Here is a 13,967-nt window from a genome sequence, read left to right as displayed (position 1 = left end):
GTTACATTAAAATGCTGATTTATTTATGTTTTGCACCCTGTTTTTATGAGTAAACTTTTACCGCAAGTCGGTAATAGGGGCGGAGCTGCAGGCGTTGGGAGCCCGGATACGCATGAAATGAGCCAGTGTAGGCGCAATATGTTCAATGGTTACAGGAGTCTGTATGATAGCCGGTTTCACCGAGTGACCGATGAAAATCAGCGGTGAGGGGATGAACGAATGGCGTACCACCTTGTTCTCGTGGCTGTTCTCGTCAACGATTGACCATCCGGGAAGAACATCGATTACCAGATCCCCCGAGCGTTTACGATGATATCCGTTACGTATTTTGTGGATTTCCGGAGTCCACGAACCCAACAGAAGCCTGTTGGCGGAATATGCCTCATTCACTCCACTGAATTGCATCAGGAATTCGGCGGACTTCTCTTGTACTTCCGTCAGATTGAGTTGCTTTTGTTCCAGCAACTTATGATTCAGATAAATCTGTTGGTTGTGATAAGTTTCCACATATTTTCCTTCCCCGTACGTAGCCATCAGATACATATTCAGCAAAGCGGCGCAACGGTTGAGGTAGAACTCTCCTCCGGGAATTTTGTATAATCCCGAATCAGACGATTCGCTGTCTGTATATCCGGTGGAAGTGACGAAGATGAGCACGTTCTGCAAGCCCACTTTCCTGTCGAGCAGTTCGAGCAGGTTGGCAATGCTACGGTCAATGCGCACGTAGGTATCCTGTATTTCCATTGCACATTCCTGTACGGATTTATGTGCGTAGTTGCCGGCATAATAAGTCAGTGCCAATAAGTCAGTAATGTCGTCCATGCCGATTGAACTCTTGCTCAATGCTTCTTCGGCAAGCGCATTCACTTCATCGTTCACGAAAGGGCTGGTGATGAAACGGCGGTACTTGTTGTTGCGGTCGTCATCAAATTTATATTTGAAAACCATATCCCGCCAGTCGGGCAGGAATGTGTACATCCCGCGAGGAAATACCGGTTCCCATACGATATTCGCAATACGGAAATCGACGGCTTGGCGGTCGTTGTACTGACTTGCCCACCAAGGAAATTCTCCGTAATAAGTTGTTCCGCTCCATTTTCCCGTGTTGGGATTGAGCCAGAAAGCACCGTTCCCGGCATGTCCGGCGGCAAAAATCGCCGCGTCACATTTGGGAGCGATGGCATATACAAGCCCCTTGCCTTGAGTCGCTATTTTGAGCTCATCGGCAATGGTGGAAGTCAATAATTTGGAAGGAGAACACGTCTGGTCGGTATAGTACCCCATGAAAGCCGTGTCGTCTGTGCTGTTGACAGGACGTAGGGTAGCCGCGTCCATCCATCGCTTGGAGATGATTCCGTTCATGGAGGGAGTCGTTCCGCTGTAAATGGCGGCTATGGCAGACGAGCGGTCCACACCGCTGAAAGTATATTCGGCATTATAGAACACTCTTCCCTCTTTCCAAAGGCGTTTGAAACCTTTCTCCCCGTAAAGTGATGAGAATGCTTCCAGGTAGTCCGTACGCAGTTGGTCAATCGTCAGTCCCACCACGAGCTTGGGTGCAGCAGGCAACGACTGAGCTTGTAGCCCGGTGAAGGTAAGTACGGTGATAAGGGAAGTCAGTAATCCTTTCATTATTTCTTTTTAGATGTCACAATTAAGTTGCTCGCTGAACGTACCAGCAAACTGAGTGCCAAAGGTACAACAGCTAAGTCAAATCTTTGTGGAATTAGCGGAAAAAGCACTATAAAAAGTGTTAAAATGATCAAATTCAAAGTCAAATACCAACATTTCTTTCCTTTTCGGTCACAATAAATGATGTAGGGAAGGAAAAGAAGTTGTCCGGGGTGAAACACGAGCAATAAGAAATTGGAACTGACGGCCGGGTGTTCGGAAAAGAGAGCCAGAAAGGCAAGAACACAACCTACGATACCTGCCGCGCTGAAAAGGAAGAAGTCTACTCCCCATAGTCCGGTTCTTCGCCGGATACCGTAGATGGTAGCGCCGACTGTCAATATAAATAAAAGCAGGGCGCATTGTAGCGGAGTGAATATCCAGCCGCTTTCATCCGTCTCGGGAGTGGCGTCTACAATCAGTCGGGCGGCTTCCGCAAGCGGTCGCTGAATGGAGTCATTCTCAATTTGCGCTCCGGCAAAGGCATCCATCAGATAAAATGGGGCAAACATCATCTGCCGCTGTGTGATAGGACGGTCTGCTTCGCTTCCGATACATAAGTCAATGCCGAAGCGTGCCCACGGATGACCTTTGCAATATTGATGCACGATGTCGCGGAAAGACCGTGAGCCGTCCTGCGGTTTTGCGGGATAAATCACTTTTCCGGCAATGCTTTCTTCTATCTTGTCGCGGGGACGGGTGGCGCAATTGTCGTAAAAGAAATTGTAACGGTACACCCGGTTCTCGGGACGATAATTCTCTTGTAGCAGACGGATTAATTCGGCCTTTTCTCTTTCGGTCAGGTTCAGAGTCTGTTGCCATACGCTACGTCCGAAGAATGCGTATTCTGCTGCAAAATGGGCATAATCGGTTGCGCCCAGTTGATAATCTGTCTCTCCGAGAGAGAAGCGAAGTATGAAGTTGGGGGTGTTGAAGCTGAACAGACCGTAGTTGAAAACTACATCAATCCCTTGTGAAGGATTTTCGTAACGGATGGCTGTATGTCCGAACAGAGAATAAATCTCCTCGCCGGGAGCACAGGTCAGCAGGCTGATACGGATGGAGTCATGACCGTCTGCGGCCGGACCGTTGCTTTTCATTGCGGACGCACCGGTGGTGGAAAAGAACAACATGAATAGCACAAGCGGCGACATACAGCGGAAAAAGTCATTAAATCGTTTCATCGGACGTTTCTTTTGGGGAAATTCTTTTTTATTCGGCGGCGAATATACGAAGAATCGATGTATACTACTTATTGTTTTCTCTATATTATTATATTTATTAGAAAAAAAGCGTGTTATTGAGGGTGAGGGGCTCACCCTCAATAACACGCTTTTTTTCTAATAAAAGAGTATTCTCTCGCGCCTGCGTCCGTGTACGTTATTATATAAAGAGAATCATAGGCTTTTACCCTCAAGATACCCTGTGCTTCACGGTAGCCATCTCTTTATAGCCGATTTTATTTTCATACGAAAATTATTTGTGCCGTTTTAGTTTATAACGGCTGTTTTTACTTTGTTTTTATGTATTCTCTGAGCCAATGACACAAAAATAGAGAGCACTCACTGTTGGGCAAGTGCGCGGCTGGCATGTTCGGCAATTTATATTTATACTGCTGAGTTGATGTTGAATTTTCATACACGTGCTCATAATGTCACAAACTTTGCCTCTCAGCAGTTGGGACCAGTTTCATTTTCGGACTCGGGATGTTCCAGTAAAATTCGGCCTTGGATTAACTCAGTCCCCAGTTTTATATTGTGTAGGCTAATCTTTTTTCTTCGTCAGGACTACATGGTAGCCAAGTTTCTTTAACTCACCTTTCAGGTATTCCTTGCGTTGCTTCTCTTTCTTCTCAGGCACATAACTGTCTCCAAGCTCCTTGTATCTTCCGTCTGTTGACAACACATAGTGTATGCACTTGAGAAGGGAGTGCCCAACGGCAATCAACGCCTTTTTGTTGCCCTTGCGTGGGGCAAGTCGGTTGAAGCGTTCCATGAAGAACGTCCCTTTTGTTCGTGAGGCAGCCCATGCGGCTTCAACGAGTGTAGCCCTTACATGCTTGTCTCCGTGGCTCGTCCTTCCGCTCTTCTTCTTGCCAGCACTTTCGTTGTTGCCTGGACACATTCCTGCCCAGGAACAAAGATGCGCCGCAGTAGGAAAGTTGCCCATGTCAAGACCAATCTCGGCTATCAGTTCCTCGCAGGTGCGGTTTTGCACTCCGGGTATCTCGCTCAGCCTTGCAATGACATCTTCGTAGGGAGAGAGGATTTCCTTGATATGCCTGTCCATCTCCGTGATTTCCTCCGTGAGCCGTCTGTTGCATGAACGTATCTTCTGAAGCATGTATATCTTGTGGCTGTTCATATAACCCGTGCATGCCTCAAGCATTTCCTCCGCGGAATGCAGACAACGCTTGTGTCGTACAGACTCTATGTCTGCCAATGTCGGAATCCTGCCATCGCAAAGCATTTCTATCAGTTTGGTCGCAGTTGAGCCGCTCGTGTCGCTCAGAACGCTGGACAACTTGACATTGCCGTCCTCAAGCGTACGGATGATGCGGTTCTTGTTGGCCGACACCGTTTCTATCAGCTTGCGGCGGTAACGAGTAAGATCCCTAAGCTCGCGCTGCTCACGAGGGGGAATAAAACTGGGCTTGAGCAATCCTGCCATTAGCAACTGGCATATCCACTCACTGTCGTTCTTGTCTGTCTTGTGACCCGGAACATTCTTGATGTGACGGGCATTGACAATCCAGATGTTGCGGATGTAATCCTCGAACACGTTGTATATCGGTTTCCAATACACTCCAGTGCTCTCCATCGCAACGTGAGTGATTCCTAATGATACCAACCATTCTCTCAATTGTGTCAAAGAACTCGTGAAGGTGTCAAAAGACTTGGTCTCCTTACAGATCCCTTCGCCTTGGACCGTCGCTACCACCACCTTCTTGTGGATGTCCATACCGCAACCGCGCGATACAACCTGATCGAAATGAATCCCTGCCATAATCGTCATTATTAGTGATATGCTAAGATATACTAATAAGACGTGCGACAGAACATTTTCATTTACTTTGGCGACTTCTAAATTGTCATGAGGGTTTCATTATAGCTAATCCGGATTTCATTATAGCTAATTTTATTTTCATTATAGCTGATCGGAACTTATCAAATGTATGAAAATCTATAAAGCTTTCAAGTATACAAGCATGGTGAAATCACTTATATTTCAATGGTTTGCAACGTTTTTGATAAGATAATTCTTTTCGTATGCTTCATCTTTTCTTTTTTTACTATACCTTTGCGCCCGCTAAAGATAAAAAACGCATTGAATTTAATTATCGACATAGGAAATACGATGGCGAAAGTCGCTCTCTTCAATGACGGGGAGATGGTGGAAGTGCTCACAGAATCCAATCAGTCGTTGGATTGCTTGAAAGCGCTTTGCGCCAAATATCCGGTGAATCAGGGGATTGTGGCTACTGTCATTGATTTGAACGAACGGGTATTGGCGGATCTGGCTGCTTTGCCGTTTCCTTTACTCTGGTTGAATCATGAGACACCTCTGCCGGTGGTCAACTTGTACGAGACTCCTGAAACATTGGGATACGACCGTATGGCTGCTGTGGTAGGTGCGAATGAACAGTTCCCGCATAGAAATATATTGGTCATTGACGCAGGGACTTGCATTACTTATGAGTTCATTGACTCGAAAGGTCAGTATCATGGCGGTAATATTTCTCCCGGTATGCAAATGCGTTTCAAAGCGCTCCGGCAGTTCACCGGACGTTTGCCTCTGGTGGATACCAACGGGCGCAAACTCCCGATGGGACGGGATACTGAAACGGCTATACGTGCCGGAGTCTTAAAAGGGATGGAATACGAAATTTCAGGTTATATTGAGTCTATGAAGCATAAATATCCTGAACTTTTGGTTTTTTTAACGGGTGGAGATGAATTTTCTTTTGATAGCAGCGTAAAAAGTATCATCTTTGCAGATAGATTTTTAGTGTTGAAAGGATTAAATAGAATTTTAAACTATAATAATGGTAGGATTTAAACACACACTATGTGCGCTTTTGCTCACGATGGTTACCGGAATGGCAATTGCTCAAAATAATACAAACTCTCCTTATACACGATATGGCTATGGCGATTTGTCCGATCAAGGTTTCGGAAATAGCAAGGCGATGGGAGGAATTGCTTTTGGACTCCGTGATGGAGCGCAGATCAATCCATTGAATCCTGCTTCGTATACAGCCATTGACTCTCTGACTTTCATTTTCGAAGGAGGCGTCAGTCTGCAAAATATGAATGTCAATAACGGCGGTGTGAAGCTGAACGCTAAGAACTCTAGTTTTGACTATCTGGCAATGCAATTCCGCTTGCATCCCAGAATAGCAATGAGTGTGGGGCTATTGCCTTTCTCAAGTGTAGGATATAATGTGTCGGATAGTAAGTTTGCAAATGGAGTCAGTCAGACTCGGAGTTTTACTGGTGACGGAGGTTTGCATCAGTTGTATGCCGGATTAGGTGTAAAAGTACTCAAAAAATTATCAGTAGGAGTGAACGCTTCTTATTTTTGGGGAGATATTACTCGTTCAACGACTGTTCTTTATCCGGAAACGTCAGGATCTACCTCTTATATAGAGCAAAAGGGAATTTCGATATCTGATTATAAATTGGATTTTGGTGCGCAGTATACGTTGGATTTTGATAAGAAGCATTCTATGACAATCGGTGCTGTATTTTCTCCGAAACATAAACTGAATAATGATTATACGGTAGTGACGCAAAACAGTACGACGGTCTCTAACAGTTTTGATGCAACTTTTGAACTTCCTAATATGTTCGGAATTGGATTAACATACAACTATGACAAACGCTTGACTGTTGGTGTGGATTATAGTTTGCAGCAATGGTCAAAAGCGAAATTTGCAATCAATGCAGTTGATAATGAGCGTGTGAGTGAAGATTTTGATGAAACATATACTTACTGTGACCGTCATAAAATATCAATGGGTGCGGAGTACATTCCTAATTTGATAGGACGTTCTTACCTTGCCCATATCAAATATCGTTTGGGAGCTTATTATACGACTCCGTATTATAAGATCAACGGTGAAAAGGCTTCCCGCGAATATGGCGTGACTGCCGGTTTCGGTTTGCCTGTTCCTCGTTCGCGTTCCATTCTCAGTATAAGTGGGCAGTTTGTCCGCGTCAAAGGATTGGAAACGAATATGGTGAATGAAAACATCTTCCGTGTGAGCATTGGATTGACGTTCAACGAACGTTGGTTCTTCAAGCGCCGGGTAGAATAATTAGTTGCAACAAAGTGAGAGAGAATAGACGACTTTATAATAACAACTAAAATTTAAATACAATGAAGATTAAAACGCTTGTGGCTATGTTGTTCCTTTCAGCAGGGGCGACTACTGTGGTAGCACAGGATGCGAACTGTAATTCAAACAGTAGTATCTCGCATGAAGCTGTGCGTGCAGGTAACTTTAAAGATGCGTATACTCCATGGAAAGCTGTGTTGGAAAATTGCCCGACGCTTCGTTTCTATACTTTTACGGACGGATATAAAATTCTGAAAGGCTTGATGGGACAAATCAAGGACAGAAACAATCCGGATTATCAGAAATACTTTAATGAACTGATGAATACGCACGATTTGCGTATCAAATATACGCCTGACTTCTTGGCTAAGGGAACAAAGGTCTCTTCTCCTGAAGAAGCATTGGGTATCAAGGCTGTAGATTATATCGCTTTTGCTCCGAAGTTAGACGTAAATCAGGCTTATCAGTGGTTGAGCCAATCTGTTAACGCTGTGAAAGGCGAGTCGGCTGCCGCTACTTTGTTCTATTTCTTGCAGATGTCATTGGATAAGCTGAAAGCGGATCCTACTCATAAGGAACAATTCATTCAGGATTATCTGGCTGCTTCCGAGTATGCAGATGCGGCTATTGCTGCCGAAACTAAGGAATCAAAGAAGAAAGCCTATATGGGTATCAAAGATAACTTGGTCGCTTTGTTCGTTAATAGCGGAACTGCCGATTGTGAATCATTGCAAGGCATTTACGGACCGAAGGTGGAAGCTAACCAAACGGATCTGGCATACTTGAAGAAAGTAATCGATATTATGAAAATGATGAAATGTACTGAAAGTGAAGCATATCTGCAGGCATCATTCTATGCTTATAAAATGGAACCTACTGCCGAAGCTGCCACAGGATGTGCATATCAGGCATTCAAGAAAGGTGATATCGACAGTGCTGTGAAGTTCTTTGACGAAGCGGTGAACTTGGAGACTGACAATTTGAAGAAAGCGGAAAAGGCGTATGCGGCAGCAGCGGTATTGGCTTCCGCCAAGAAACTGTCTCAGGCTAGATCTTATTGCCAGAAGGCCATCAGCTTCAACGAAAATTATGGTGCTCCTTACATTCTGATCGCTAACCTTTATGCGATGAGTCCTAACTGGAGCGATGAATCCGCTCTGAACAAGTGTACCTATTTTGCAGTGATTGACAAACTGCAACGTGCAAAGGCGGTAGATCCTAGTGTGGCTGAAGAAGCGAACAAGTTGATTGGCAGATATTCTGCTCATACTCCGCAGGCTAAAGACCTTTTCATGTTGGGTTATAAAGCCGGTGACCGCATCACTATCGGCGGTTGGATCGGAGAGACTACAACGATTAGATAAATGTATGTTGCGAAAACGAAGAAAACGTTTATTGCATGAAAGCATGAGCATAACAATTGTCCTGGGGACAATTGTTATGCTTCTTTTATTTCCTTCCTGTGGCGGCAAGTCGAAAGCGATAGGTGAAGCTATCACTGAACGGGATTCTCTTCCGATGATGAGTACGCTAGGGGTCACTACCCTTATATCCGATTCCGGAGTGACACGTTATAGAGTGAAAACGGAAGAGTGGCAGATGTTCGACCGAAAGAAACCTTCTTATTGGGCATTTGAAAAAGGAGTATATCTGGAGCAGTTTGACTCTATCTTTCATATAGAAGCCAGTATCAAAGCGGATACTGCCTACTACTATGACAAAGAAAGGCTTTGGAAGCTGATAGGGAACGTAGATATACAGAACCGGAAAGGCGAACGTTTCAATACGGAATTGTTATATTGGAACGAAGCTACCCAGAAGGTGTATTCCGACAAGTTTATACGTATTCAGCAGCCGGACCGTACTATCACCGGACATGGCTTCGACTCCAACCAGCAAATGACAGTTTACACCATTCACAATATAGAGGGTATTTTCTATGTGGATGATGAAGCGGGCACTACGCAGCCGGAACTGAAAGCCTTGCCGGATTCCGTGAAAAAAGATTCTGTGAAATAAGCTATGAATATTTATATCTCTCTAATTATCACTATGGTTTTCTCCGCCTTCTTTTCGGGGATGGAGATAGCTTTTGTCTCGGTAGACAAACTGCGCTTTGAAATGGAACGTAAAGGGGGAGTCACTTCCCGCATCCTGTCTGTCTTTTTCAAGAATCCGAATGAGTTTATCTCCACTATGCTGGTGGGCAATAATATAGCCTTGGTTATCTACGGTATTCTGATGGCACAGATTATCGGAGACAATTTATTGTCGGGATTCATAGAAAATCACTTCCTTATGGTACTGGCGCAGACCGTTATCTCTACCTTAATCATCCTGGTAACCGGAGAGTTTTTGCCGAAAACATTGTTCAAGATCAATCCTAATCTAGTACTGAATGTTTTTGCCGTTCCGCTTATTGTCTGTTACATTATTTTGTATCCCGTCTCCAAATTGTCCTCCGGACTGTCTTGTTTGTTTCTTCGCATTTTTGGTATGAAGGTGAATAAGGAAGCGTCTGATATCGCATTCGGAAAAGTCGATCTGGATTACTTTGTACAGAGTAGTATCGACAATGCCGAGAATGAAGAAGAGCTGGACACGGAGGTGAAAATATTTCAGAACGCGCTTGATTTCTCGAATATAAAAATACGCGACTGCATTGTTCCGCGTACGGAGGTGGTAGCTGTCGATCTGACAACCTCGTTGGACGAACTGAAAAACCGTTTCATAGAGTCCGGTATCTCCAAGATAATCGTATACGACGGGAATATCGACAATGTAGTCGGTTATATCCATTCTTCGGAAATGTTTCGCGCCCCGAAAGACTGGCACGACAATGTGAAGCAAGTGCCGATTGTGCCTGAAACGATGTCGGCTCATAAGCTGATGAAGCTGTTTATGCAGCAGAAGAAGACGATTGCCGTAGTGGTAGACGAATTTGGCGGCACGTCCGGCATTGTGTCGTTGGAAGACCTGGTGGAAGAGATTTTCGGTGATATAGAGGACGAACACGATAATACCTCCTATATCTGCAAGCAGATAGACGAACATGAGTATGTGCTGGCCGCCCGTCTGGAAATAGAGAAGGTGAATGAGACGTTCGGACTCGACCTGCCCGAATCGGATGATTATCTGACGGTAGGAGGGTTGATCCTGAGCCAATATCAGAGCTTCCCGAAATTACATGAAGTGATTCAGATCGGACGTTATCAATTCAAGATAATCAAGGTGACGGCGACGAAAATCGAACTTGTTCGTTTAAAAGTCTTGGAATAATGACGATAATCAAGAAATTTTTAGCTAATAAATAGAAGCATATTAGCATTTTTTGTATCTTCGTGCGCTAAAACGACAAAAGAAAGAAATAATAATAAACATAAATCGTATTAATCAAAATGGCAACGTTACAAAACATTAGGTCGAAAGGACCTCTATTGGTGATTGTTATCGGCTTGGCGCTGTTTGCTTTCATTGCGGGTGACGCATGGAAAGTGATGCAGCCGCATCAGGCGCATGACGTAGGTGAGGTGAACGGAGACGCTCTTTCCGCTCAGGAGTATCAGAATTTGGTGGAGGAATATACCGAAGTGGTGAAACTCATGCGTGGAGTGAACGCCTTGAACGACGAACAAACCAACCAGGTGCGTGATGAAGTATGGCGTTCATACGTAAACAATAAACTGATCGAAAAGGAAGCAAAAGCTTTGGGACTCACTGTCTCCACTGCTGAAATTCAGGATATTCTGAAAGCTGGTGTACATCCTCTGCTGAGACAGACTCCTTTCCAAAATCCGCAAACAGGCAACTTCGATAAGGATATGTTGAACAAGTTCCTTGTTGAATATGCTAAGATGAACGAATCACAGATGCCGGCACAGTATGCCGAACAATACAATAATATGTATAAATACTGGTCGTTTATTCAGAAAACTTTGATTCAAAGTCGTTTGGCTGAAAAATACCAGGCTTTGGTCGCTAAAGCTCTTCTTTCTAACCCGGTAGAGGCTCAGGACGCTTTCGACGCAAGAGTGAATCAATACAATGTGTTGCTGGCAGGCATTCCTTACTCTTCAGTAGTAGATTCTACAATCGTAGTGAAAGAATCGGAACTGAAAGAACTGTATAACAAGAAGAAAGAACAATTCAAGCAATATCAGGAAACTCGTGACATCAAGTACATCGATGTACAGGTGACTGCAAGCCCTGAGGACAGAGCTGCTATCCAGAAAGAAGTGGACGAGGCAACTGCTCAGTTGGCTACTACAACAGACGATTACACTTCTTTTATCCGATCGGTAGGTTCGGATGCTCCGTACGTAGACTTGTTCTATAACAAGACTGCTTTCCCGTCGGATGTAGTGGCACGTTTGGACTCTGCTTCCGTAGGTGCGGTATACGGTCCTTACTACAATGGTGCCGATAACACAATCAACTCTTTCAAGATTGTTGCTAAGGCTGCTGCTGCCGACTCTGTCGAATTCCGCCAGATTCAGGTATACGCGGAAGATGCGTTGAAGACAAAGACATTGGCAGACAGTATCTACAATGCGATTAAAGGTGGCGCCAACTTTGTGGAGCTGGCTAAAAAATACGGTCAGACCGGTGATTCTAATTGGTTGACTGCCGCTCAGTACGAAGGTGCGCAGATCGACGGTGATAACCTGAAATTCATCTCTGCCATCAACAATACAGGTGTGAACGAATTGGTGAACTTACCGATGGGACAAGCAAACGTAATTCTGCAAGTAACCAACAAGAAAGCTGTAAAAGACAAATATAAAGTAGCTGTTGTCAAGCGTGAAGTAGAGTTCAGTAAAGAAACTTACAATCGTGCTTACAATGATTTCAGCCAGTTTATCGCAGCCAATCCTAGTGTTGAGAAGATGGTGGCTAACGCTGAAGAAGCTGGATACAGATTGCTTGACAGAGCAGACTTGAACAGCTCTGAACACGGTATCGGTGGCGTGAGAGGTACTAAAGAAGCTTTGAGATGGACATTTGATAAAGCTAAACCGGGTGAAGTTTCCGGCCTGTACGAATGTGGCGAAAGCGATCACATGATGGTTGTAGGCTTGGTGAGCATCAAACCGGAAGGATACCGTTCTTTGAAGTCTGTACAGGATCAGTTGAGAGCTGAAATCGTAAAAGACAAGAAGGCTGAAAAGATTATGGCGGATATGAAATCGGCAAATGCCACTTCATTCGACCAATACAAGTCTATGACTAACGCTGTAAGCGATTCTTTGAAGATGGTTACCTTCGCCGCTCCTGCTTATGTTTCCGCATTGCGCAGCAGTGAACCGTTGGTAGGCGCCTATGCTTCTGTTGCTGAAATGAACAAGTTGAGCACACCTATCAAGGGTAATGCCGGAGTATTTGTACTGCAAGTTTACGGCAAGGACAAACTGAACGAGACATTTGACGCGAAAACGGAAGAAGCTACGTTGGCCAATATGCACGCTCGCTTCGCCAGCCGTCTGATGAACGACTTGTATCTGAAAGCAAATGTAAAGGATACACGCTTCCTGTTCTTCTAACTTATTTCACCACAGATTACACGGATTTTCACAGATTAAAAAGGTGAGTGAAAATCTTTGAATGCTGTAATAAATTAGTGTGGTGCACCATATAGACGTGAATTAGTCGGATTATTATGAATGAATCCGGTTGATTCGCGTCTTTTGCGTTTTCTACATTTTCTACATTTTCCATGCTCTCTATCTTCTCTGCGTTCTCTATGTTTTTTTCTATCTTTTTCTGCATCTCTGCACCTGAGAATTCACTTCTTCCTTCTTCTTCCTTCTTCTTCCTCTTCTTAATCTGTGAAAATCTGTGTTAATCTGTGGTGAAACTGACTTTATTTCCTTACATTTGCAGATATAAACCATCAACAGAAAGAAGAATGTCTAAATATCCCCTTTTAGGAATGACCCTCGTAGAGCTTCAAGCATTGGCAAAAAGACTGGGAATGCCCGGTTTTGCCTCCAAGCAGATTGCGTCCTGGCTTTACGAAAAGAAGGTGACCTCGATTGATGAGATGACTAATTTGTCATTGAAACACCGTGAGTTGCTTAAACAGGACTATGAGGTAGGAGCACTCCCCCCTGTGGATGAAATGCGTTCTGTGGACGGCACGGTGAAGTATCTGTACAGAGTGGGCGATAACCATTATGTTGAATCGGTTTATATTCCGGATGACGACCGGGCGACGTTATGTGTCTCTTCACAGGTCGGTTGCAAGATGAACTGTAAGTTCTGTATGACCGGCAAGCAAGGCTTTACCGCCAATCTGACCGCCAACCAGATAATCAATCAGATCCATTCATTGCCGGAACGCGACAAACTGACCAACGTAGTGATGATGGGGATGGGCGAGCCGCTTGATAACCTCGATGAAGTACTTAAAGCATTGGAAGTGCTGACCGCCTCTTACGGTTACGCATGGAGTCCGAAGCGTATCACTCTTTCTACAGTAGGACTGCGGAAAGGACTGCGGCGGTTTATCGAAGAAAGCGATTGCCATCTGGCTATCAGCCTGCATTCTCCGGTGGCGGCCCAGCGTTCCGAGTTAATGCCGGCGGAAAAAGCGTTCTCTATTACCGAAATGGTGGAACTGTTAAAAAACTATGATTTTAGCAAACAGCGTCGACTTTCATTTGAATATATTGTTTTTAAAGGACTCAATGATTCGCAGATATATGCCAAAGAGTTGCTGAAGCTCCTTCGCGGATTGGATTGCAGAATCAATCTGATTCGTTTTCATGCCATACCGGGCGTAGACCTTGAGGGAGCGGATATGGATACGATGACTCGTTTCCGTGATTACCTGACATCGCACGGGCTTTTCACTACGATCCGTGCTTCGCGGGGTGAAGATATCTTTGCAGCTTGCGGTATGTTGTCGACAGCGAAACAGGAGGAAAATAATAAGAGTTAATATATAAAACCGAAC

General features: G+C 44.5%; 10 protein-coding genes. 7 read left to right on the top strand and 3 right to left on the bottom strand.

The window, feature by feature from the left end:
- Positions 1 to 57 precede the first annotated feature (57 nt).
- The 3 genes from GD630_RS10250 to GD630_RS10240 form a co-directional block, all read right to left on the bottom strand.
- Positions 58 to 1,632 carry an alkaline phosphatase family protein gene (locus GD630_RS10250; protein ID WP_143868939.1) on the bottom strand — a complete coding sequence of 525 codons (1,575 nt, stop codon included), beginning with the start codon at positions 1,630 to 1,632 and terminating at the stop codon, positions 58 to 60.
- Positions 1,632 to 2,855, bottom strand: coding sequence for a lipoprotein N-acyltransferase Lnb (gene lnb / locus GD630_RS10245; protein WP_394368252.1), 1,224 nt, complete (start codon positions 2,853 to 2,855; stop codon positions 1,632 to 1,634). The genes GD630_RS10250 and lnb overlap by 1 nt, the downstream gene beginning before the upstream one ends.
- A gap of 580 nt (positions 2,856 to 3,435) precedes the next feature.
- A complete protein-coding gene (locus tag GD630_RS10240; protein ID WP_238482909.1) occupies positions 3,436 to 4,677 on the bottom strand; it encodes an IS110 family RNA-guided transposase in 1,242 nt (413 codons plus the stop codon).
- Positions 4,678 to 4,998: 321 nt separating this feature from the next.
- On the opposite strand from GD630_RS10240, the gene GD630_RS10235 reads away from it, so the two are divergent.
- From GD630_RS10235 to rlmN, 7 genes are all read left to right on the top strand, one after another.
- Positions 4,999 to 5,730 carry a type III pantothenate kinase gene (locus tag GD630_RS10235; RefSeq protein ID WP_007765277.1) on the top strand — a complete coding sequence of 244 codons (732 nt, stop codon included), beginning with the start codon at positions 4,999 to 5,001 and terminating at the stop codon, positions 5,728 to 5,730.
- On the top strand, positions 5,717 to 6,991 hold the full coding sequence (locus GD630_RS10230) for an outer membrane protein transport protein (RefSeq protein ID WP_143868941.1): 1,275 nt from the start codon (positions 5,717 to 5,719) through the stop codon (positions 6,989 to 6,991). Before GD630_RS10235 ends, GD630_RS10230 begins: the two co-directional genes overlap by 14 nt.
- Before the next feature lie 62 nt (positions 6,992 to 7,053).
- Entirely contained in the window at positions 7,054 to 8,376 is a 1,323-nt protein-coding gene (locus GD630_RS10225) for a hypothetical protein (RefSeq protein WP_143868942.1), read from the top strand.
- 43 nt (positions 8,377 to 8,419) lie between these two features.
- A complete protein-coding gene (gene lptC, locus GD630_RS10220) occupies positions 8,420 to 9,031 on the top strand; it encodes an LPS export ABC transporter periplasmic protein LptC (protein ID WP_143868944.1) in 612 nt (203 codons plus the stop codon).
- 3 nt (positions 9,032 to 9,034) lie between these two features.
- Positions 9,035 to 10,291 carry a hemolysin family protein gene (locus tag GD630_RS10215; protein WP_007758316.1) on the top strand — a complete coding sequence of 419 codons (1,257 nt, stop codon included), beginning with the start codon at positions 9,035 to 9,037 and terminating at the stop codon, positions 10,289 to 10,291.
- A 119-nt stretch (positions 10,292 to 10,410) separates the two neighbouring features.
- Positions 10,411 to 12,552, top strand: a complete 2,142-nt coding sequence (locus GD630_RS10210; RefSeq protein WP_007765285.1) for a peptidylprolyl isomerase — start codon at positions 10,411 to 10,413, stop codon at positions 12,550 to 12,552.
- 365 nt (positions 12,553 to 12,917) lie between these two features.
- Complete coding sequence (rlmN, locus tag GD630_RS10205) at positions 12,918 to 13,952, top strand: 23S rRNA (adenine(2503)-C(2))-methyltransferase RlmN (protein ID WP_143868946.1); 1,035 nt, start codon at positions 12,918 to 12,920, stop codon at positions 13,950 to 13,952.
- The last annotated feature ends 15 nt before the right edge of the window (positions 13,953 to 13,967 follow it).

Origin of the sequence: Bacteroides zhangwenhongii (genome assembly GCF_009193325.2) — a bacterium.
Classification (GTDB): domain Bacteria; phylum Bacteroidota; class Bacteroidia; order Bacteroidales; family Bacteroidaceae; genus Bacteroides; species Bacteroides zhangwenhongii.
The sequence above is the reverse complement of the archived record's forward strand: the minus strand, read 5'-3'. Positions and strand labels throughout refer to the sequence as shown.